At 46.1% G+C, this 23665-nt stretch carries 18 protein-coding genes; 5 read left to right on the plus strand and 13 right to left on the minus strand.

Annotated features, from left to right (window positions below):
* Window positions 1-162: 162 nt before the first annotated feature.
* Together HW560_RS23195 and HW560_RS23200 are read left to right on the plus strand one after the other, a co-directional pair.
* Entirely contained in the window at window positions 163-537 is a 375-nt protein-coding gene (locus tag HW560_RS23195) for a BlaI/MecI/CopY family transcriptional regulator (RefSeq protein ID WP_090897911.1), read from the plus strand.
* A gap of 9 nt (window positions 538-546) precedes the next feature.
* Window positions 547-1974: a M56 family metallopeptidase gene (locus HW560_RS23200; RefSeq protein WP_179264866.1), complete on the plus strand. Its 1428-nt coding sequence runs from the start codon at window positions 547-549 to the stop codon at window positions 1972-1974.
* A gap of 262 nt (window positions 1975-2236) precedes the next feature.
* Here the strand turns inward: HW560_RS23200 and HW560_RS23205 are convergent, their stop codons facing one another.
* From HW560_RS23205 to HW560_RS23220, 4 genes are all read right to left on the minus strand, one after another.
* Window positions 2237-4285: a glycoside hydrolase family 16 protein gene (locus HW560_RS23205; protein WP_257031415.1), complete on the minus strand. Its 2049-nt coding sequence runs from the start codon at window positions 4283-4285 to the stop codon at window positions 2237-2239.
* A gap of 157 nt (window positions 4286-4442) precedes the next feature.
* The gene (locus tag HW560_RS23210; protein ID WP_179264867.1) at window positions 4443-6014 is read right to left on the minus strand and encodes a response regulator; all 1572 of its coding nucleotides are present in this window, start codon (window positions 6012-6014) and stop codon (window positions 4443-4445) included.
* Window positions 6015-6016: 2 nt separating this feature from the next.
* Window positions 6017-7852, minus strand: coding sequence for a sensor histidine kinase (locus tag HW560_RS23215; RefSeq protein WP_179264868.1), 1836 nt, complete (start codon window positions 7850-7852; stop codon window positions 6017-6019).
* A gap of 75 nt (window positions 7853-7927) precedes the next feature.
* Window positions 7928-9589, minus strand: a complete 1662-nt coding sequence (locus HW560_RS23220; RefSeq protein WP_179264869.1) for an extracellular solute-binding protein — start codon at window positions 9587-9589, stop codon at window positions 7928-7930.
* A 199-nt stretch (window positions 9590-9788) separates the two neighbouring features.
* On the opposite strand from HW560_RS23220, the gene HW560_RS23225 reads away from it, so the two are divergent.
* A complete protein-coding gene (locus tag HW560_RS23225) occupies window positions 9789-10046 on the plus strand; it encodes a GlsB/YeaQ/YmgE family stress response membrane protein (protein WP_090897897.1) in 258 nt (85 codons plus the stop codon).
* Window positions 10047-10197: 151 nt separating this feature from the next.
* Here the strand turns inward: HW560_RS23225 and HW560_RS23230 are convergent, their stop codons facing one another.
* From HW560_RS23230 to HW560_RS23250, 5 genes are all read right to left on the minus strand, one after another.
* Window positions 10198-12849 carry an ABC transporter permease gene (locus HW560_RS23230; protein WP_090897894.1) on the minus strand — a complete coding sequence of 884 codons (2652 nt, stop codon included), beginning with the start codon at window positions 12847-12849 and terminating at the stop codon, window positions 10198-10200.
* On the minus strand, window positions 12842-13531 hold the full coding sequence (locus tag HW560_RS23235) for an ABC transporter ATP-binding protein (protein ID WP_090897891.1): 690 nt from the start codon (window positions 13529-13531) through the stop codon (window positions 12842-12844). Before HW560_RS23235 ends, HW560_RS23230 begins: the two co-directional genes overlap by 8 nt.
* A gap of 98 nt (window positions 13532-13629) precedes the next feature.
* Window positions 13630-14889 carry a HAMP domain-containing sensor histidine kinase gene (locus HW560_RS23240; protein WP_179264870.1) on the minus strand — a complete coding sequence of 420 codons (1260 nt, stop codon included), beginning with the start codon at window positions 14887-14889 and terminating at the stop codon, window positions 13630-13632.
* Window positions 14889-15590: a response regulator transcription factor gene (locus tag HW560_RS23245; RefSeq protein WP_090897885.1), complete on the minus strand. Its 702-nt coding sequence runs from the start codon at window positions 15588-15590 to the stop codon at window positions 14889-14891. Before HW560_RS23245 ends, HW560_RS23240 begins: the two co-directional genes overlap by 1 nt.
* A gap of 460 nt (window positions 15591-16050) precedes the next feature.
* The gene (locus tag HW560_RS23250) at window positions 16051-16689 is read right to left on the minus strand and encodes a class I SAM-dependent methyltransferase (protein ID WP_179264871.1); all 639 of its coding nucleotides are present in this window, start codon (window positions 16687-16689) and stop codon (window positions 16051-16053) included.
* Window positions 16690-16802: 113 nt separating this feature from the next.
* Here HW560_RS23250 and HW560_RS23255 point away from each other — a divergent pair, with 113 nt between their 5' ends.
* Window positions 16803-18005, plus strand: coding sequence for an MFS transporter (locus tag HW560_RS23255; protein ID WP_110000101.1), 1203 nt, complete (start codon window positions 16803-16805; stop codon window positions 18003-18005).
* Window positions 17998-18639, plus strand: a complete 642-nt coding sequence (locus HW560_RS23260) for a TetR/AcrR family transcriptional regulator (protein ID WP_179264872.1) — start codon at window positions 17998-18000, stop codon at window positions 18637-18639. Before HW560_RS23255 ends, HW560_RS23260 begins: the two co-directional genes overlap by 8 nt.
* Before the next feature lie 198 nt (window positions 18640-18837).
* Here the strand turns inward: HW560_RS23260 and HW560_RS23265 are convergent, their stop codons facing one another.
* The 4 genes from HW560_RS23265 to melA all read right to left on the minus strand — a co-directional run bounded on the left by HW560_RS23265 (window position 18838) and on the right by melA (window position 23659).
* Window positions 18838-19467 carry a hypothetical protein gene (locus HW560_RS23265; protein ID WP_090897873.1) on the minus strand — a complete coding sequence of 210 codons (630 nt, stop codon included), beginning with the start codon at window positions 19465-19467 and terminating at the stop codon, window positions 18838-18840.
* A 339-nt stretch (window positions 19468-19806) separates the two neighbouring features.
* On the minus strand, window positions 19807-21354 hold the full coding sequence (locus HW560_RS23270; RefSeq protein ID WP_179264873.1) for a right-handed parallel beta-helix repeat-containing protein: 1548 nt from the start codon (window positions 21352-21354) through the stop codon (window positions 19807-19809).
* 50 nt (window positions 21355-21404) lie between these two features.
* Complete coding sequence (locus HW560_RS23275) at window positions 21405-22361, minus strand: carbohydrate kinase family protein (RefSeq protein ID WP_090897867.1); 957 nt, start codon at window positions 22359-22361, stop codon at window positions 21405-21407.
* Window positions 22358-23659 carry an alpha-galactosidase gene (gene melA / locus HW560_RS23280; protein WP_090897864.1) on the minus strand — a complete coding sequence of 434 codons (1302 nt, stop codon included), beginning with the start codon at window positions 23657-23659 and terminating at the stop codon, window positions 22358-22360. Before melA ends, HW560_RS23275 begins: the two co-directional genes overlap by 4 nt.
* Window positions 23660-23665: the final 6 nt, after the last annotated feature.

A 23665-nucleotide genomic window follows, 5' to 3' on the forward strand; every position in this document is an offset into this window, starting at 1 on the left:
TTAATCAAAGATTAAGCTTATAGCAGTACAGACCTGACTCTGTTTTTGCAATATCCATGCAACACTTGACTACCTACTACACGTTGTAGTAACTTGTATGTACTACGTAGTGTAGTAATAACCTTCGATATGGACGCATAACGAAGTTAAGGAGTGTTCACCGTGAACCATCTGCAAAAATTATCGGATACTGAAATGGAACTGATGGAAGTGATCTGGGAGTGTGAGCCACCTGTCACCTCCACCGAACTGCTGACCATGTTTTCCCAAAGGGGTAAAGCTTGGAAGGCGCAAACGATCTCTACCTTTCTCTCTCGGCTGGTAGACAAAGGGGCCCTTACAGCTACAAGGGATGGACGGACCAACAAATATGTGCCCCGTATTTCACCCGAAGACTACAAGCTATTGGAGGCACAACAAGTTCTGGATGGATTATATCAAGGCTCTGTAAAAAATTTGATTTCAGCTTTGTATGATGGCGACAAGCTCTCAGATCAAGACATTGCAGAGCTGAGACAATGGTTTTCAGAAAAGTAAGTGTAATCTATGAATACCATTCTTGTATTACTGTCTACGCTGACTGTTGCCGGAAGTGTCGTTGTTGCTTTCATTCTGTTATTGCGCCTCGTTCCCTTTCAAGTCTTCCCTGCAAAATGGCGTTTTGGAATTGGGAAAATGGCTTTAGGTTTGTATCTATTGCCCATTTTTCTGGCCTTTAATTGGATGTTTTCATTGTTCCCATCCAGTAATACAGTAAACGAGTTACCTATAAATGCTCAACATGTGATACCTGGATCATTTAATCCGACTCCAGCCATTCAGGTACAGACCATTTCAGCAAACGTAGCTCTCGTTTTTATATGCTTATGGGTAATCGGGGCTATAGCTTTTGCAGCATGGCAAACATATTGTTACCACAGGTTTATCAAGACATTAAAACTTACGCGAACCAGTGTTCCGATGACCAGCGAAATTGCTATGCTGCTCCTTGTAATCAAGGAGAATCTGGGTCTTAAGAGCGAGGTTCGGCTCGCTTACAGCGCTATGATTCGCAGTCCTTTTCTAATTGGGCTGAGGAAACCTACTATTTATCTGCCTCTGAAGAATTCTGCAAACGTGGATATAAGTATGGTGTTCCATCATGAACTGATACACCTGAAAAGGAAAGACTTATGGATCAAGGCGCTCATATTAGTAGCCCGTGCATTGCATTGGTTCAATCCCTTGGTTCATATGCTTTCCAAAGATATTCATACGTGGAGTGAACTGTCCTGCGATGAAGAAGTTGTAAAGGGAATGACCCTTGCGGATCGTAAACGCTATGGGGAAACCATCCTGAACGTAGTGGCAGGATCAAGGAATCTACCTATACAATTTTGCTCCTCTTTATCCGGGGACGGTAAACAACTAAAAAGGAGATTAACTTTTATGCTTAACGTAAAGAATGTGAATAAGAAAACCTTTGTTGTAGCGATATCGACGCTATTCGTCGTTGCTGCAATTAGTACAGTGACAACCGCTTGGGCTTCGAGCAATACTCCGAGGGTGGTTGCGAGTGAAGAAGTTTCTGCAGTAACGCGCCCATCGCAGCAAACGGATGGCCGCGAAGATGCTCCTACAGTAACACGTCCTTCTGCTCAAGCCGCAGTCCGTGATGAAGCTTCTGTAGTATCACGCCCAGCAGCTCAAACGACACCTCGTGATGAAGTTTCTGTGGTACCACGTTCGGATGACCAAGTAGTAGCTCGGGAAGAAGTTCCTGCAGTAACGCGTCCATCGGCTCAAGAGGTAGTTCGTAAAGAAGCTTCTGTGGTAACTCGTCCAGCAGCTCAAGAGGCAGTTCCTAAAGAATCTCCTGTAGTAACACGTCCGGCAGTTCGTGAAGAAGCTTCTGTGGTAACTCGTCCGGCAGCTCAAGCCACAGTTCGTGAAGAAGCTTCTGTGGTACCAGCGCAAGCAGCTTCCCGTCATTAAGAGCAATTTCATGAAATTACAAAATAAATAGGCTTGATATAAAGACTCCAAGCAGCATGCTTCGTTCAACAATTGGACGAAGGATGCCTCATTATTGTAGAGAAGAGAGTTTTCGCTTGAGACTAACCGGCTACCTGCTCAAACAAGAAAGACCAACAACATTTTTGTTGTTGGTCTTCCCTGTATTTTCTCTCCGTTCATCTTGCTCATCACCGAAAACTATGGTGAGTCGCCTAGACACGACCCCAAAACAGCTGTTTTCTTACTGTTCTTTATACACACGTACATAATCCACTTGCATGGTTGCCGGGATATCGGACGCGTTCGGAGTACGACCGCCGTCAAAGTTTCCACCGATTGCCAAATTCATAATGAGATAGAACGGCTCATCAAATGGTGCATTCGGATTATTCGGTGCAGCTGCGGAATACCACTGCTCGTTAGTCACTTTATAGAAAAACTTGCCGTCGACATACCATTTAATGTTATCCTCTTCCCAGACTACCGAGTATACATGATAATCATTGGCAAAAGTTTGCCCTTCCGGGAAGTGATAATCTCCGCCCGAATACTGGTTCCCGGGCCATTGACCACCAAAGTGTATGGTACCGCTTACTGATCCAGGCAGACGGCCTCTCGCTTCCATAACATCAATTTCACCTGATGCAGCCCAAGTGCCGTATACAGAATCTTGTGGAAGCATCCACAGTGCTGGCCATACACCATCACCTGTAGGAAGTTTGGCACGAAAATCGACTCTGCCGTACTTCAAGGACAGTTTATCCTTGGTGTTAATCTTTCCTGAAGAATACTGTGCATACCGATTCGGGTCTTGCGGAAAAGATTTACTGTCGTTCATGGCTTTGATATTCAGCTTTCCGTCCTGTACATAAATATTTTGAGTGCTGTTTGTGTAGTGCTGCAGTTCTGCATTTCCCCATCCCCAAGTAGCGGGATCGTTATTGAGATAATATCCTGTTTCATAGTTCCATTTACTTGTATCCAGTGCAGTTCCGTTAAACTCATCCTGCCAGATGAGGTTCATGCCCGCGATTGCCGGGTCGGTTGGTGTTCCGATCGCGATATCCTCTTGATCGGATACATCTGGACGCGGAGCATTTGGATTGCCGATAAAAGTATAGTTGACGAAGTTGTTGCCAATATTTCCACCCGCCTGTCCGTTCAGCGGATAGCCGATACGAATCTGCATGTTCTCTTGGATTGGCTGGAACCAAAGACCATAGATATAATCGGCCCAGTATCCCCACTGGTTGGCATCCGACATATTGTTGTAGCCATTAGCGGAGTATGCAAATTTGCTCTGACTGGAGTTACTCAAATCCACCCATTGGCCATTGATGTTAATCTGGTATACGAAATTACCAAGTTCTTTGGCGATAGGCGCACCCCCATCAATTTTGGGAAGCGGAAGTCCAATGGAACCATTCGCATCTGCCGTGAAGGTTGTTCCTTCGTATGGCGTAATGACATATGAATTTCTAGTAGGTTCATTAAAGGTAATTGTATAAACAAGGTTAGCTGAGGAAGTCTTTGATTCCAATTTGACGTTGATCGATTCCGTTACGTTAAACCAGTAGCCTCCTCCACCGTCGGTAAATTGGCCGAAGTTGTGATCATAAATCCAGCCGCTGGCTGCATTATTGTCAATATCAATCCATGTGCTGCTGTTTACAGGTTTTACATACACCTTCAAATCATCTGCTACGGCTTCATACGTTACCGCAGAATCATTGTTGAACGTTGGATATGTAAAGCCTGCACCGCCTGTGAAACTTGCTGTAATTTGCGGGCCTTGTGTTGGATTCATCGCTGTGATGGTTGTTTTGTTAATGTTTTGGAATACAAGTTGATATTCAAGCTTGACGCCATTCGCTTTGGAGTACAGTTGAATTTCGGTTGTTGCGGAAAGGGTGAACCAATAACCATTGAAACCGCCATCGCTCCAGTGCCCCCAGTTCTGGTTATAGATATAACCTCCGGCTTGATCAATATCAACCCAGTTGTTACCCACTTTCACATTAACACCCACGTCACTGTAAACATCATTCCAGGTAGCGGACCCCCCATTGAACTTAGGCATAACAAATCCGTAGCTGGCTTTGCCAACGCCGGATTTTGAAATAACAGGTCCATCTGCCGGTGAGAAGTACTCCATTGAGGTAACGGTCGTTCCAGCTGCTTGAACTTTCGATGCTGGCAGCACGCCAACACTAGCCAGCATCACAACCGCTAGGAACAAGCCAAGTACCTTTTTCATAACCCGTTTCTCCGTAAAGTGAGATGGTTTCATAATTGCCCTCCTTTGATAGGATCATAGTTTCTCCCAATCTATGCGCATAAAGGTAATCGCTTACATCGGGGAATATCTTTATTCTATCGAATGGCATAATCCGCTGAAAGGTACAATTATTTTTGTTGTATCCCATTTTTTTGGGTTTTGATTCAATTTATAGATAGGTACTGTGGTATTGCACTTCACGTTCTCCCTTTTGGCGCATCATTTGTCGATACTCTGTGGGTTGGATATGCATCGCAAGGCGGAACGCCCGCGTAAAGCTTTTATAGTTTTCATAACCAACCATAGCAGCAACTTCAACAATCTTATGATCGGTTTCGGCTAGGAGTCGCCGCGCTTTATCCAAACGTACATCTCGCAGGTATTCGGCAAAACCTTTGCCAATATTCTTCTTGAACAGATTTGAGAAATAAGCGTAATTAAGCGACACATGATTGGATACCATCGCGAGATCCAGCGGCTTATGATAGCTTTCGTGTATAAAACGGATGGCTTCATTTAACTCCTGCGAATTGCGATAGCTGCACTTATATTCAAAATAGAACTGATTCAGCCGAAGCAGTTGCTGTTGCAGCGCTTGAATATAATCCCGCATCCCAGGATAATCAAAGAGATTACGCAAAGATTCAAGATCCAGCGCTTCTTCCCCCATGTAGGGGCGAATAACTTGTTCATACTCCTCCATCATCTGCACTGTTGCGCCGCAGAGCTGCTGGGTGTAGCGAATATGATAGCGCTGCAGCACATTTTTGTGAAATATTGCGGAAATGCCCTGAGCTATTCTACCACTGTTGTCGGTCCCCACAGACTGGAACAGATCATACAGCTCTTCATAGGGAAGTTGCCACTGCTGCTCCATATGCTCAATATGTGCTGGCAGAATGATACATAGATCCGGAAACAGGTAACTATGACGGTATAGCTCAAGCAATTGTGCATAGCTGCCAGGCAGCGTTTTTAATCCTTGCTGCGGGTCAGTCATAACGGTTATCGCGTCGATCATTCCTTCCTTGAGCGCCGCTGGCAAAGCATCCGGATCTATCGCTGCATTCACTGCAAGAATTAGGTACGGGCTGTGCTGCAGACAAATACAACCTTGTCTACCAAACACACCATAAGCAATAGCTTCCATGCTATGGACACTGCTCGCCCCCGGCTGGTTAATCCAGCATTTCTCCCGCAGCAAGCATAAGCGATAATGATGCCACAGCGCAGGAGTTTGTTCCTGAATTTGGAGAATCCAGGCTTCATCGTTTAACGCACCCTGCATAAACATTTGTAGCCCTTTACGATCTGTCTCTCGTGCGAGACGGGAGACATGCTGCATATTGTGCGTAAGGGCCTGCCGTGTCTGGATTTCTTGCCATACATGCTCCAGTGAAGTTTGCAGATCCTCTCGCTTCAGAGGCTTTAACAAGTATCCCTTTGCCCCAAATTCGATGGCTTTTTGGGCATATGTAAAATCACTATAACCGCTAATAATGAGGTATTCCACCTCAATACGCTCCTCTTTGGTCTGTGCCATCAGTGCCAGCCCGTCCATGTCCGGCATCCTAATGTCAGTAAGAACGATATGAATGTTATGTTTGCGCAAAAGAATTAGCGCCTCCATCCCGCTTGCGGCACAGTAAATGTTGTTCAGCTCCAGAGGAAATTGATGCAGCATCGCCTGCAGACCGTCACGTATGTGCTTTTGGTCGTCCACAACCAGAATATTGATCACTCCTACCACCCTCCAAGATTTACATTTTCCCAAGGTAAACGTATCGTTACACAGGTATAAGCGCCTTGAACACTATCAATCCAAAGACCGCAGTCCTCGCCATAATGAAGCTGCAGCCGTTTATTCACATTTTCCAAACCGAGTCCATTCTTGCTGGTAACCATCGGCGAATCCGAGTCTCCTCGCAGTGCCGCTTGCAGTCGAACTAACCTCTCCGGGTCTACGCCCTCTCCATCATCTTGTATGTTAATGAGCAATCGGTCATTCTGCACTGAAACGGTGATCTGGATACACACACTCCCGCCTGACGGTGCAGCGTGATGCACTGCATTTTCCACGATGGGCTGCAAGCACATTTTAGGAATCGCATAGCGGAGCACCTCCTGCGGGAGATCTGCCGTCAACATGATGCTGCCGCCTTCCATCAAATTAATAAATTGAATGTAGCTTTGAATGTTGGCAAGTTCCTCACGAAGGGCAACGGTATCGCTCCGCCACTGCATGCTGTAGCGAAGTTGCGAACCTAACGATACCAATGAATTCGCAATAGCGGGTTGCCGTTGAACCTCCGCGAGCATTCGAATAGATTCCAGTGCGTTATATAAAAAATGAGAGTTGATTTGCGAATGCAGGGAATGCAGCTGTGCGTTTTTGGCGATCAATTGTTTGTCCACGACCTGCGTCATCAAATGTCTGACCTCATGCAACATTTTGTTGTAGCTCACAGCCACCTCATCGATCTCATCCCCTCTTTCGTTCTCATCAAGGCCGGTATCAATCATTGCATCCAATTGCCCTTTTCGTACTTGACGCATTGAAGCCAGTACGCTGTCCAGCCGACGGAAAATTCGCCGAGTTGTATGTGATACGATCAGCATGATGAGCAGCAATACACATAATGTAATCGATACCACAAATGCGTACCAGCTTCGTGGCCCCTTCATCAATGCCTGATGAGAGGCGATATCGACCACATACGTGTTTAGCGGAGCGATGTAGCGATATAGGGCATAGTAGCTCTGATCTCCTAACTTAATCTTAACGGGATTCTCCTGTGGCAGTACATCCAACTGACGATGAATACCGCCAAGGATATCGTTCAGTCCTTCTCCGGCTTGTCGAGAAAACTCATGCTGGGGATTATACACATATTGGGGAGGATCGCTTTCGTTCATCAAAACAGAAAAAAAGTTTCCCTTGCTCTCCTGGAGCAGATCACTGAAAAACATACGATGCGGGACGCGAATTTCCATAATACTAGGTCGTTTTTTCTCCTGACCCTGAAGGCGAACCAGCCGGTAGTAGGATAGTGTATGTTCACCATTCTTAAAAGAAAATAAGCGGTAAGCCGCACCACCTTCATCCCGAAGCTTTGTCCAGTAATCCTGCGGCCAAAATTTCTGATAATGATAGATTTCAGGCCAGATTTCATACAAGTTTGGGTTATCCACGTAAAAGCTGAGCTCACTAATCATCGCATTGCTTTGAATGATGTTTTGCATTTGCTCAAATTGGTTTTGCTTAAATTTCACCAGTCGCAGTCCATCCACAAGCATATTGGAATGAATAAAATCCACAAATGACTTTTGAGTGAGCGCAGTGTTGGAAGCGTTCTCAATGATATCCATTCTACTGCGCAATTGTTCGTTTAACCATGAAACGTGACTGTTGCCTGCTGCCATAGCGTCCTTGTATAGCTGGGTTTCCTGCATCCGAATATATAAAAAGGATACCAAAATAACAGGTATGGCAATCATCAGGCTAAATGCCAGAAACAGCTTTTGGGAAATACGGGCATTGCGATAAAGCTTCCTCAATCTCGTTAGTAGGTATTTCATTCTGATGTATTCACCACCTTTGTTATACCATATATTACCTGTTATCTGATAGAGAGCGAGGATGTCAGGGAATGGTTATTCAGCCATCTTGGCTTTTCGCGCCTCCAGCTCTGTCTGACGGTATTCCATCACTTGATTAAAACCGTAATTCACACGGCGGGTTAAGAAATTTTCGAAAATTTTATCAAAAGCAGCTTCATCTTTGGCCGTAATCAGTTCAGGCAGCACCTCTTCCCAATTCTGAGAAATACGCAACCAGGATAAGGCTATATCGGAATCTCCTACAGGATCAATTCCCTTGTAGATCCCGCTGTCCATATCCGCCTGTTTGTTGGCGAAATCCTCCATTTGCTTAACGGATGGCGCCTTCTCCGGTCTCCACTGGTTAACGAAGGCAGGGTTTCGCAGCATCCAGTAAGTATCCATGATGCCGTATTCCTTTTCCAACCGCTCCCTATTCGTGTCAAGCAACTGGACCATTTCCGCCTTCAACTGCGGTTTCCCATTCACCATCGCCCATGTTTCGCCTTCTTTGCCGAGAAATACATCCCTTTGGCCTTCTTCGCTGGCCAGATAGGTCAAGAAGCGGATGGCTCGTTCAGGATGCTTGGTGGATTTGCTAATCATCGTAACCATCCAGCCATCCATGCTGCCGGGGAACAGTTTGGCGGATTCTCCCCTGCTGTTCCGAGGTCCATCTACTGCAATATAGTATGAACTCTGATTCGTACGGGCTGCCAGCTTCGAATTGGGGTCTGCTATGTCTGTCCATTCCCGAATCATCATAAAATATTGGGCATAGTTGGTTTTTTCCTGCACCTGTGCGCTGGAGTCCACCAGGAAATCAACATTAATCAGGCCCCGCTCGTAAGCGGTACGGAAGGTTTTCAGCCACTGAATATAATCGGGATCTGTCATTCGGTCGTATACTTTACCGTTCTGTTCATGGGGGATCGCGAGCAGATTTTGCAAATATTCGGTCATCCCGTAGGATGCATTCCCCTGTGCCCAAAACGGACTGATCAGTTGGCCTTTATAAACAGGATATTGATTCTTCAGCAATTGCAGTGCATTTAGAAAACCTTTCGGCGTGCTAAGGTCCGGTTTGCCCATCGCCTCATACAGATCTTTACGTACGAGAAAGGTTTGGTTCGCTCCCGTCAAACCGGTTGCACGCATCTGTTCGGGACTGTACGCATCATTGGGAATGACATAGGTATGGCCATCTTCCTGCCGATACCATTGTAGAGCACCATCACCTGCTACCTTGTAAAAGTACGGATCATACTGCTTGGCTAGCTCCTCCAGAGGATAGATGAGATTGCTCTCCCGAAGCTTGTTAACCGCACTTTCCCAGGAGCCGATGGTTATTAAATCCGGCAGAATACCGGTCGTCAACATCCGTGATAACATCTCGCTTGGTTCACCAGTTGATACTTCAAATTCGATATTGACCCCTGTTTTTTGGGTGACATATTCGGAAGTCAGGCTTTCACCCCAAGTGTGTCCGTACCATTCGGCTCCAACGAACCACGTTAGATTCACGGGTGTGGTATCCAGCTTCCATGCCGGTTCTTCCGGATCCATACTGAGGCTCTGCACAAGCTCCGTTGAGTCAGCCTCTGTCATTGCAGCACCCTTATCTTCCGATTGTTCTGACTCGGAACAAGCCGCCAAGCCTGACATCAGAAACATCATCAACAAGGCTAAACTAAAAGGCCTTCGAAATATGAACATTCGAGCTCCTCCTTTCTATACCGGCCAACTCCAATCCCAATCTGCATCTGCACCAGCATTCATACGAGTGGTGGTACAACCGATTTTACTACCCTTGGATTAAAATGGAAATGATTTCATGGTTGATTCTCAGATGATCCGCAACATTCCGCCTGACGAAACATAACTTGTAATAAACCAATGGAAGGGAGACCAATTCTTGTATCTAATCTGGATACTCATTGTCGGTGGGCTTATTGGCTGGTTAAGCGGCAATCTGATTGGGCGGGACGTGCCGGGAGGCGTGCTTGGAAATATCATTGCTGGCTTTATTGGATCATGGTTAGGGTATGAACTGTTGGGACCGAGGGGGCCGGTAGTGGGTGGATTTCATATCATACCCGCGATCGTCGGGTCGGTCATTGCTCTCTTGATTTTCTATGCTCTGGCGCGAGGTGGAGCGTTCCGAAGACGTTAACAGACGTAAGACGTAAACCTGTTGTATATTGGATAATCCTGATCAGAGACGCTGTGACATTAGCGACTTTCACCGGGGTTATTTTTTTTGAAGCACCGCCCAGTGAATGATCGCCAATGACATGCTCTAGCAGACAGGTTTTCAACAAGGTCTAGTTTTCCCCGCGTAACCCGTCAGTAATTTTAACACGGCCTAGTCGTCTCAATGGCCAGTAGGACGCCATCAGCGTGGCGGCGATGGCACCCAAGCTGGCCATGCCGATGCTGCTCCAGGGTATGACCCATTCCAGCTGTACAGCATTTCTCATCAGATAGGCCACCCCATAGCTCAAACCTGTTCCCAGGAGGCTTCCATAAACTGCTGCGAAGACACCGTAAAACACTCCTTCCAGGAGAACCATCTTACCAATCTCCCTTTGAGTCATACCAATTGCCTTCAATACGGCAAATTCTTTTGTTCTAAGAATAAGATTGGTGCTGACGGTATTTAAAATGTTCAGAAAGGCAATCGCGACTATTACACCGATAAAGCCATACAGGAATATATCCAAGGTCTTGGCGTCGTTTTGGTCTTGTTTCATTTCTTCTACCCGATCACGATAACTATAGGCTGCATCCTTCTGGACAAGGCTTTTGAGATAACTGGTAATGGGCTTGTTGTCTGCCTCCGGATTAGCCTGAATTAATATTCTGCCATAGGAATTATCACCAGTGATGTTCTCTATCACCTGGGGTGTCGTTATCCATTCAAGAACTGCACTTTCCCCATATCCCTTGGAGAGCGGCTCTTTATCTGCTATTCCCACAACGGTAAGCATCTTGTATTCCCGATCTCCTTCCAGAGATCGTACTGGAATCCGGTCCCCTACCTTGAAGCGGGTTTGATCAATGATCATACGCTTTCCTTGTTCTGTTGTCATGCTGATTTTTTGGATTACGATGACACCATTTTCATCGTTCATTTGGCTTACATTAATGCTTCCCGAAGTCAATTTAGTTCGAAGTTCATGAAGTCCGTTAATGCCGTAAGACACCAGATAGTTGTTGTCTGTCCGATATCCGTTCTCCTTTTCAACCGTGTACATCCCCTTCCGATCCTTGTAATACTCAGGGTTCACCTTTTCTTTTGGAATGATCGCCTGAACCTGATGATTATAAAATGTATAGGCTTGGTCAACCGCATCAAGTGTGGTCATATTGGTGTACACAGCGTTCGGGATGCGTTTGGACGCCCCCTCATACTCCAGCGAATAGGAGTAATCAATGCCGGATGCGGATGTTGTCTCCAGATAACTCGCCAGCCCACTGAATACGATATACAACACGATGCTAATGATCATGGAGAATGCCGTGATCCGAAATCTTTTTTTGTTACGCCGTATATTTCTGCTGGCGAAGCGTCCTTCGAAACCCAGCCATCGGCTGCTCATATAAGATTGGCGCTTGAAGCTACCCGGTTCTATTACCGTACTACCCGAGGCTTTCAGGGCTTCAAGTGGTGAAACGCTGGAAGCCATCTTGGCGGGTCCAAGGGCTGACACATAAACAGTCAATAATCCTAACCCCGCTGCAGCAACCATAACGGGTAGTGAAACAATCATATGCATATCGTTCAAGAAGCCTAACGTCAGCAGGCTGATATTATAAAACAACACTTTCATGAGAATCGTTCCTGTAAATAAACCGATGGGAATCGCAACTAAACTAAGAATGGCTGCTTCCTTCAATACGATCTTGCGAATCTGATCTGGTGTTGCACCAATACACCGAAGCATCCCGAATTGTGATATGCGCTCCAGCACCGAAATATGGAACGTATTATATATGACTGCGCTCGTGCATCCCATAATAATGAGAACAATTGCTGAAAATGCGAGAAGCGAGCTTTGGTTAACATTTTTATAGGTACTCTTTCCATACAGCTTCAGCAACTCATTATTAAATTCGATGCTTGCATTCTTGCTGACCGCTTCCCGATTCAATGCCTGGGCAGCACCCTGATCAACTTTTCCCCAAGCCAGGGATGAAAGAATGGCCTCACTCTTCTCGCGAATGTTGTCCATTGATTTCATGGTGGCATAGATAAAATACGTTTTGGACGGATCTGTCTTTTGATGATCGTCATACGTAATGGCTGAATAGATAAAGGTTGACGACCATGTCACATTTTTGGCAGGCTTCATAATCCCTACAACGGTATACTTCTGTTTGGTTCGTGGCTGGAACTTCTCATCCAGATCCCAACCGTAATCACCGATTGTATTAGCACTCTTCACCTTTCCAGTGGAAGCCACAAGCCGATCACCGAGGTTCAGCGTGATGTTGTCGCCGATTGTCGGCTTGGAAGCAAAATACTCCAGACTCCAGGATGACAATATAATTTCATTATCTTTTTGAGGCAAACGGCCGCTCTCCAGCTGAATCTGCAGCTTATTCATCGCCTCTGAATCGTATCCTTTGACATTTAAATAGCGATAAGGCGCAGAAAACGGATTTTCCTTTTTCTCTTTTTCACTTGTAGAACTAATCGCTGCATAACCGACGCGGTGAAGGACGCCTGCACTGCCTATAACAGCGTGGTTGATAATACGGGAAACGTCCTTCCCAGGAACTCCCTTGAATGAAACCTCATAATCCCCGTATTCCTGTGTTGTCTGTCGTATCAGCTTGTCCTGATAACTAATGGCGAGTGTTCCGACAGCGGTGAGAAGCGTTACCGATAAAATGATTCCGACAATGGTAAGTATGGAACGTTTTTTCTGACCGAGCAGATATTTCTCCGTAAGTCTCGTATACTTATGCATCGTGCTTGCCCCCGGATTGCTGCATCAGAACTCCATCTTTAATGTTTACGATTCGATCGGCTCTTTGGGCGACATTGGAATCGTGCGTAATCATGATCAGCGTTTGATTATATTTCCGGACTGAGAAGGTGAGCAAATCGACGATCTCTTTACTGTTTTTGCTGTCCAGATTACCTGTAGGTTCATCAGCCAGAATGATGGATGGTTTGTTAATCAAGGCTCGACCAATAGCTGTACGTTGCTGCTGCCCGCCAGACAACTGGTTTGGCAGATGAAGTTTTCTGTCACTCAGACCGAGTACGTTCATTAATTCGTCTGCGTAGCTTTCGTCCGTTTTTTTGTTGTCGAGCAGCATCGGCAGCTTGATGTTTTCTTCAGCACTCAATACCGGAATCAGGTTATAGGCCTGAAAAATAAATCCAATTTTGCGTCTTCTGAATATAGCCAGATCTTTCTCACCAAGAGAATACAAATCTGTGTTATCAATGATCACTTGACCACCAGTTGGGCGATCCACACCACCAAGCAGGTGCAGTAAAGAACTTTTCCCCGAACCACTGGCACCAACAATGGCGACAAATTCCCCCCGTTCAACCGTTAAGTTGATATTCTTCAATGCTTCGACCCTTGCATCGTTGCTTCCGTATGTTTTGCATAAATCATGGGTCTTTAAAATTTCCAAGACATGTGCCTCCTTTAGAGTTGTGAATGTTTGCTGTAACTTATATTAGTTATTATAGGCACGGAAGCTTACGTTAAAGTGAAGAGGAAGCTTACGTTTTAGTAAGCTTCCTCTTCATGCACAGTTTTAATGAATGTAATTCTGAATTCGGAACCCTTCCCGGGTTCACTCGATACCGAGATGGTGCCTCCCAGACCTTCAATAATTGATTTGGTCAGGGATAGACCGACTCCTGTACTATGCGGCTTGGCGTTGCTCCTCCCTCGGTAAAATCTGGTGAATACATTGGGTATCTCCTCCGGTTTGATGCCTTCCCCTTCATCCCGAATGACGATTGAATCAAACAATGAATCCTCTTCCAGTGTAATATACACCTTGCCCGACACCGGGGAGTGTTCAAGCGCATTTTTGGTCAGATTGATGATGGCCTCGGTTAACCATTCTTCATCCGCGTGCAGGAACATCTCTTCCCCGCCCCGAATGAGAATGGTCTGTTCCTTTTGTTCTGCCAAGGCATGCAAAGATAACGCCGTTGACTCGACAATGTCTTTTGGTCTGACCTTTTGCTTGTGAAAAACAATTGCACCCGCTTCCACCCTTGCCAGCTTCAACAAGCTGATGATCAGCCACTCCATGCGCTCAATCTGTTGCCTGCTTCGCTCCAGAAAAATTTTTCTTGTCTCCAATTTCATTTCGGAATTATCCAGCATGTTTTCATTAAAAATAAGCAGGGATGCCAAAGGTGTTTTGAGTTGATGCGATATATCCGTGAGCAGATGGCTTAGAAATGTTTTCTCCTGTTTAAGCTGCTCCACACTATGACTCAGTCTGCCTGCCATCAGATTGAAGCTGTGGCCAAGCGCACTGAGATCCCCCTCCATGCTTTCCGGTAAGGAAGTATCAAAGCGACCTTCAACGACCTGCTCTGCTGCAAACGCAACATTGCGAATTTTGCAAAAAAGTTTGCGGTACTCCCAAAATAAAAGCAACAATACAGGGATACCAAACAGAAAACAGATCACTGCAGCATTCACAGGCAATCTTGTGCCAGAGAGTGCAGGCTGATCTTGAATCGTCATCTGTTCCGTATACCCGTATTGGGACAATATCCGTTTACCCAGTGCAATGTCCTTTTCATTCGCACCCTGAGTAACATGATGAATGAGCTGTGGTTCCAGCTGGGGCTCCTTGCTCAGGACTTGTCCAACGAAGGCTGCCTGTTGATGAACAATGGCATCATTGATTTTTTGAAGCTGAACGTTCATCAGAAGATATACGCATAATGCCAAAAAAAGCTGCAATATGATCAACTTGGCGGCGACAGACTTCCATTCCGGATTACGGATCACTTCATGCATCAGCTGTATACTCCTGTCGTTTCAGCATTCCATTTGTATCCAACGCCGCGAATCGTAACAATATATTGAGGTGCAGCGGGAGTCTGCTCCACTTTTTCCCTAAGTCTTCGAATGTGCACCGACAACGTATTGTCGTCAATGAATTCGCCGGAGACATCCCATAATTTTTCAAGGATTGAGGTTCTGCTGCAGATTTGCTTTGGGTTGGACATCAGCATCAGGAGCAGCCGAAACTCCATGCTGGTCAGCAAAACTTCCTTTTTATTTTTGAGAACGGCCCCTTCAAGGACCCGAACTTCAAATTCACCGGACCTCCATATATTCGACTTCTGTTCAGGGTGAGGATGACGCCGCAAAACCGCTTTGATTCTGGAAAGCAATTCCTTGGTGCGGATCGGCTTGGTCATGTAATCGTCTGCACCCAGATCGAGTCCCGCGACCACGTTGGTTTCTTCGTCCAGTGCAGTCAGAAAAATAATAGGAACCTGAGAATCCATGCGAATATCCCTGCACAATTCATATCCTGTTCCATCAGGCAAATTAATGTCCAGCAGAATAATATCCACTTCCGTCTGTGCGAGCGCAGCTCTGGCTTCCTTCAGGCTTCCGGCATGAACGACCTCATAACCTTCATTCGTCAAGGTATACTCTATCCCGAATACAAAATTTTCGTCATCTTCTACAAGTAAGATGCGTTTCATCCAAACACCCCCATTATAGCGTAACCTTATCTATCCAAGCGTATGTGCTCAATCATTCTACTAAATGGACATATTGAATTTCAAGAGACGGAATGTCTACGTGCTTTTGAAATACATACATTGGTGTTCAACACAAAAAGACAACCGATGCGATGCCACGCATGGATTGTCTGACAGGAAGAATTATAGAATGAGCAGTCCAGACCTATCGTATACACACGTTCAGAAACAAGTGACAATTTTTCATTCACGGGCCGCAAATTTATGAAATCCATCGCTTCAACAAACGAGATACAACCGCATTTTTATATTGTCATGTCAAACCTTTCCCTTTCTTCTTATGTAATCTCAATTCAACTTTATACTTTCCTGCATACGCTGATCACTAGCGGACTTGATGGTTCAAAAGGTGCTTTATCCCAGTTCGCATATTGATGTTCTACGATAAATCCATGGCTTGTCAGCAGATGCTGAAGGGCCTTGTTATCTGTAAAGCGGCAGGCAATTCGAGATATGGTTTTGCGGTGTCCCCAATCCCGAATCGTAACCCAGTGCATGATCTGCTTCCCCGCATCATAGGTTTGGGTTCCGGATACCTTGACAGTGACGCCATCCGTATCCACAAACGTGCCCCAACTCTCTTCTTCTTCGTCAGATAAATCATTGCCGTCCGGGTTTCTCGTCTCAAAAACAAATATGCCGCCAGGCTCCGATGGGCATAAACGGTTTGCAGCAAAGCAATCTGATCCTCATCGCTCAGAAATGCCTGAAATGCGTTTCCTGTCAAATAAATCATGGAAAAGCGCTGATCAGATTCAAAGGTACGAGCATCTGCTTCGATAAATTCAACCGGCAGATCCTTCGCTTTGTGCCGCGCATAAGCCAGCATGGGCTCTACGATATCCACACCGGTTATCTGAATGCCCGCTTCGGCTAAATAAATGGTGGTTAATCCGGTTCCGCAAGCAAGCTCAAGCACGTTCCCCGGATGGCTCTTTGCCAACTCAAGGAAAAAGTCATACTTGCCGGTCTCACCGCCAAATTCCAGATCATAGTTCATGGGCTCCTGGTATTCTTCCAGATTGTTGTGGTCAATCAATAAGTTTCACCCTTCTTCCAAAAAAATGTATTTACAACTGGGATTATAGCATATTATGATGGTTTACAGATTGTAAAGGTTAACACTGTGTAAACAAAGGAGAATGCTTCATCATGAGTTCACTACCCAAGTCCGTCCGATTCCCGCTTTTTATTCTCATGTTAAATCTGTTCATTGCCTTATTGGGGCAAGGCATGTTGATCCCCATATTGCCTGAGTACCTTAAGCTTTTTCATGCAGGAGGTACGGTTGCCGGATTTTTGGTAGCTGCATTCGGAGCTGCTCAATTCCTCTTCTCTCCACTCGGAGGACAATGGGCTGATCGCTTTGGACGAAAAAAATTGATTATGGCCGGCATGTTTCTTGTTGTTGTGTCGGATATCATATTTGCATTGTCCACCTCCCTGCCTCTCCTCTATATCGCACGTTTCATCGGCGGAATCAGTCTGGGTTTGATGGTTCCGGCCAATCTGGCCTATGTTGCCGACATTACAACACCGGAGACCCGGGCAAAGGGCATGGGTTATTTCGGTGCCGCCATGAACCTCGGTATGGTGCTTGGACCCGGTCTTGGCGGCTTGATTGCGGAGATGGGTGTGCGCATGCCCTATTTCTTTGCTGCCGGATTGGGACTTGTTGCAGCCTTGCTCACGCTGCTGCTTCCTGAGACACTTCCGCCTGAGAAAAGGACGAGCGCTCATTCGAAAGGGAAAGGGTTCGCTATCGGAAAACAATTCTGGAGTTCATTCCAGGTTCCCTATTTTGGCTACTTGTTGATTATTCTGGTGATGACCTTTGGTCTGATGAGCTACGAGACGGTCTTCTCTCTTTTTGCCGAGCATAAATACGGCTTTAATGCTTCAACCATCTCCATCATCATTACGATGGGAGCGATCATTGGTATTGTAGTGCAAATTTGGCTGCTGGACTTCTTTGTGAAAAGAATGGGAGAGATCAAGCTCATTCGCCTGTCCTTAATCATTACACCCATTGCGCTCTTGCTGATGTTAATTAAGGTCAACCTGCTGTTCCTGTTATTCGCATCAGCACTGTATTTTGCTTTTAATGCTTTTTTGCGGCCGACAGTCAGCTCGCTTATTTCCAAAAACGCAGGCGATCGACAAGGATATGCGTCCGGATTAAATACAACCTATTCCAGTCTTGGTACGGTGTTCGGCCCTCTGGTAGCCGGTCTGCTGTTTGACAAAAACGTGAACTTCCCGTATATTTTTGGTGCCATTATGCTTTTGGCCGCATGTTCCCTTACGTTAAAAGCACATCGTTCCAGGAAAGGACTGCCCTATACAAGTGAATGAAAACTGGCATCAGCAGATAAAGAACCAACATCGTGATGATCTGATTGAAGCAGGCAAGGAGCTCTTTTTGAAGTACGGATTGCTTCAGGTGAAAATCAAGGACGTATGTACCAAGGCGGAGCTTAGCCGAGTGACGTTCTACAAACATTTTCAATCGATGGATGAGCTGCTGCTTACGGTACAGATGCAGCTGGTTGAGAAATTAACGGATCATGTCAGGCATGCCGCTATCCCGAATGAGAGTGGTCGTGAGCAGCTTGCAGCTATGTTGAACGCGTGGGTCCATTTTGCACAGAATCATCCCGACCATATACGCTTTATTCAATTATTTGATATTAATTATGAGGTTTATGATTTTCATCCGGAGTTAAGAGAAGTGTATGACCGTTTCACCCAGAACGGTAAGGAAAATCACTTCCTGCTGGGGGCACTAACTACAGGGATTGCTGATAGCAGCATCCAAAATCCCTCCCCTCCGCTCAAGCTTGCACAGTTTATTTTCACGGTGATGATGGGCATGCTTCAGAAAATGGTTACAAGCCGCTCCAATGACCTTTACCCTCCGGATGATCAGATGACTGAGCAATTGGTGAATATGCTGCTGCATTATGCGTGTAACGAGGACCAGAGATAAGAATGACAGGAAGATACCGAATCAAAATGATTCACAGAAAGAATAGTCAGGTAAACTGCACTAAATTAGATTGTACAAAAGAAGCCCTTCACGAAATGGTTGCATGACACGTCCATGCTACAAAGGAAGGGCTTCTTTCAATTGTTGAGAGCGCAACTGTACTAGACTCTTCATAATGCAGTTCATTGATGGTACGTGTTATTCTTCTGCATAACATCTTTCATACTCTTTAACCAGCATATAACGCTGGGCACCGTTGGTGGCACTCACTGCTTCCTCAGCGTGCTGAATGGCCATCTCACGATGACCTAATTTACGTTCAATTTCGGCCAGCAGTGCAGATTGCATCCATCGTCTTCTAATGGATTTCAGGTGCTCCCTGGCTTGCTCACCCATCCCTTCTTCTATAAGTAGACATGTTTCGTAATATGTACGATAATCGGATCTGCGCATATTGGGTACGGCTTGCCGAACAATGAACATATCCTTGCGATAAACACCGTAAGCTGCCTGATATATCGCTTGCATTGATTTATTCGTTGAGTTGTTTCTGAGTTTCTCCATCGTGATTTCGACTTCTTCATCAAGTCTGTTGGCAGTCACATAATAAAAATAGATATAGGGCTTATAATGATTTCTTCGTAAAAAATTCTCTACACGATCCATCCTTTTTTCCCAAGCCATGGGATACCAAACGTAAATGGTAAAAGCAATAAGAGTGGTAGCAAGCATCATGCCTGCGACCAGAAAAATCGATTGTCCATTCCACAGCATCACAAGGCCAAAGACAAATAAAGCAGCATAATACACAACTTCCCGCCTATCCATTTCTATCTTCACCTCCCTCCAACATCCATATTAAATAAGCATCTAGTATATCAGAATAAACTCCGCAATTGTATAAATTTAGGTGGCCCATGTATTAGCATCAATCACAGGGACAAATATGATCGTTGCACCATTAAAAATGAGTTGGATTTGGTTAGGTTCCAACCCATTTGTTTCTCCGTTGCACAAAAAAACGAGCAGGCCACATAGGTGACCTGCCCGTTAACTTATTGAATCAGCGGACAAAAATGGATCCGTTCGTTAAATGAGACAGTCGTAATCGAACAGGGTTTGTCCACCATGGATACTTGTATCTTTCCATTCGTTCGATTATAAGTCTCACTCGTAAGCACCGATATTCACGGCAGCTCCCTGTACTCTCGGTTTCCCCTCAATATCCAGTGTTCCGATAATGGCATTGTCCGTGTTCCCGGCATCAATCGCTGGAGATGAAGATTGAAGATGGAAATCGTATGCTGAAGCATTCACAAATTTGGGATCAATGAACAAGGAATGCGCGTCATTGCCAGTTCCCGTTTTATAAGCGGAGAATCCTGTATAATCTTTATTTTTCCATGTCCAGCTCGCTCCATTACTGCCGCCAGGGGCGAAATAAAGATTATAATCCACAACGTTTCCGGAATTCTTGGTGTATTCATTGTAAATCAATACATCTGTGGAGCTGGCTACGAAAATGTTGTTCTTAATTACGTTGTTTTGCGTGTCATACTGAACGAAAAGCTGGCCGCTGCCATCGCCAAGCGTGTCATTTTTGTATACGGTATTGTTAACGATCTTACAGTTTACTGTGGAGCCGCGTTTGGTATCATAGCCGCCCATCGCAATGCCGGTGAGTCGGTTGTTGTAGACTGCGTTGCTGCGAACAGTAATATTGCTGGTAGATTTACCGGCATGCTCGGACGCAATCTCGATACCGATATCATTGTTGTAGCTGTAGTTCTGTTCAATAATACTGTCCTTACCACCATCGACATAAATGCCATCGGCCGCATTACTGTTATTCGGAAGTGACTTTCCATAGGAAGGATTATTATTGGAAGAGATATTGTAGACCTTGTTCCCCTTCACGAGTCCGTTCCGTACCTGATCGTAAGCCGTATTCGGTGCTTTCCCCTCAAAACCGATGAGATCAATACCGATGTTGTCATTATCGTGAATGACATTATTCGTCACCGAGAAGGTGTCCACGTTCCCGTTGAGAACCAGCGATTCGCTGGAGCCGAGCACGAGATTGTACAGTTCATTACCATTAATCGTAATATCGTGAATGGAGTCCGGTGCCTTTGTACCATATACGGCGATCCCATGTGCGTCACGACCCAGCAGATCACTGCCAGTTGGAGTGGCTGTGTTCTTGATATCATGGACTTTGTTGCCCGACAAATTGATGAAGCTGCCTGATCCGTGAACATAAATGCCTACGGGCATGACGTCCTTGGTAGCTGTAGTATAATTGCGAATTTCAAATCCCTGAAGGGTAACGTAATTTACATCGGTCAGGTCAATCAACCCTTCAATCCCACTAACCGAAAGTCCTGTGCCATCAATAATCGGAGTCTCCGTGCCATCGTTAGTGAATACAATCGGTCCCTGTGAAGCGGAGCCTGAGCGGGTGATCTTCAGCTTCTGGTTGTACACGCCGCCACGAACATGCACTGTACTGCCTGCTGGAACAGCATCCGCTGCGTGCTGAAGGGTCTTCCATGGCGCGCTGCTTGTTCCCGCATTGGAGTCATTTCCGTTTGTCGCCACGTAGTAATCCGTACCTGCTGCACCAGCAGATGAGGACCATTCAATTCCTGAAACCAAACCTATCCCTACTGCCATACTTAATCCCACCAGCAATGTTTTACCGAATTTCAACATATCCTCAGCTCCCTTTGATCCATTTGGTTGTGTTAGATTAAAATCAGGATTTATTGTTCATGTTCAGCCTGCAAAAGAAGCACAGATTCCATCGTCGGCAGGCTTCCTGTGCCACCAATGCCAAGTGTGGACAATGCTCCACATGCATTGGCAAATTGCAGCAGTTCACCGCTTCGCATCCCAAGCAAGTATCCATATATGATGCCTGCGTTGAAACAGTCGCCTGCTCCAGTCGTATCGACTGGGGTCAACGTGTAAGATCTGGCCGATATTGTACTTTCGTCCAGTTCGCGTAGTGTAGCACCTTTTGACCCTTGTTTGACCGCTACAATTCCTGCCACAGCAGGAAGCATGGAATCAAGCACATGGCTTACCCCGTCGGCAGGGAAAATGTGCAGCAGTTCATCCTCACTGGGAATAAACAAATCCGTCACGGTCAGCAGTGAACTTATCCCTTCTCGGTCCCATTGATTGGATACATCCCAGCCGGTATCAAAAGACGTGCTGATTCCATCTGCCCGCAATCTTGTAAAGAGCTCTCTCCAATGAGGTCTCATTCCATCCTGCAAATAATAGGAACCAAAATGAAGATGCGTGGCCTGCTGCAACAGCGAGTCTGGAATATAATCCGGTTTCAACAACGGGATGCTTCCAGCGTATGTTAGCAACCCGCGGTCGTCAGGTGTGGAGAGCGAGAGGGTTACCCCTGTCTTGATGCCAGACAATCGCGTTACATGCTCTGTATTCACGCCCATACGCTGCAGCTCAGCTATACAGAATTTGCCGAAATCGTCATCTCCCACTACGCTAACGAATCTCACATCCGCTCCCAGGCTTGCCAGCGCACAGGCCGTTATTGCTGAAGAGGAACCAAGTACTATCTCGAAGCCATCAACCATTTTCTCCCGATTCCATTCCGGCATGACATCCGTTCCCGATACAATAACGTCTACATTTAGCTCGCCAGCGATGACAACAACGGGACTTGTTTGCTGTCTCTGCATCATTTCAATACCGGAACAAATCCCTGTTCCGCCTCATACAGTTCATCGAACATACTTCCGATCTCCTCCAGGGAGCATACGGCAGCAGTTAGCGGGTCGAGCATCAGTGCATGACGAGCCATTTCCCTGTCGCCCCTCCGCACAGATTCCACAGCCAGATCAAAAAAAGCCATGTTCGAGCGGCACAATGCGGCCAAATGCTCGGGCAATCTTCCAAAGCGACAAGGTTGAATGCCTTTCCCATCAACGAGACAGGCCACTTCCACCACACCATCAGCCTGTAGATTTTCAATCAACCCCCGGTTGGGAACATTACCATAAATGACCTTCGGCTCATTCTTCAATACTGCTTCGATGATCGTGGCTGCATATTCATTGCTGGATTTCAGCTCAAGCGGTGCCGTTCCTTCAAGCTGTGAAACGATCTGCTCATCATTCTCTCTCCGCCAGATCGGCCAGTTGTCAGCGTAGAACCCCGTAGCTCCGTTATAACCTGTATTGCAGTGCTTGTCGATAAGCGATTGGCGTTTGCGGTAATACGGGATATATTCCGAGAAATGGCCGCTGGATTCCGAGACGAAAGCACCCAGGTATTTCATCGCATCGAAGCGGACCGGGTCCTGCCGCAGCAGCTCAGGAGTTTGAATGTTCTCCAGCAGTACAGGATACAGATCCCTCCCGGCGTGCGACAGTTCCACAAACCAGGACATGTGGTTAATGCCTCCGGCTTTCCATGACATCTCTTCATAAGGAACTCCGGCATATTCGGCCAGTTGAGCCGACGTATTCTGAATGGAGTGGCATAGTCCCACTACCGGGATATCCGTAATGCGGGAAGTCAGGAGTGTAACCGCGGACATCGGGTTGGTATAGTTCAGAATGATGCAGTCTGGGCAGAGCGCTTCGATATCCCGTACGATCTCCATCCAGCTGGGAAGGGTACGGAGTGTCTTGAACAGTCCTCCAGGTCCCAGCGTATCACCAATGCACTGCTTTACCCCGTATTTCAGCGGAATTTCATATTCATAACGAACCGTCTTCAGCCCGCCTACTTCAATTTGGTTAATCACGAACTGTGAACCGCCGATGACCTCTCTGCGATCCGTAGAGGCAATCACCTCCCACGTCTTCCCTGTCCGTTCCACGATCTGAAGCACCAGCCTGCGTGCCAACTCAAGCCGCCGCTCGTCAATATCAACCAGGGCAATGGTGCCACCCTCCAAGCCTTCAATCAGCAGGATATCCATAGCGATCTCTCGCGTAAATGCACTGCCTGCTCCGATAATTGAGATTTTAGTCATAACTCT

Origin of the sequence: Paenibacillus sp. E222, assembly GCF_013401555.1 — a bacterium.
Lineage (GTDB): Bacteria > Bacillota > Bacilli > Paenibacillales > Paenibacillaceae > Paenibacillus.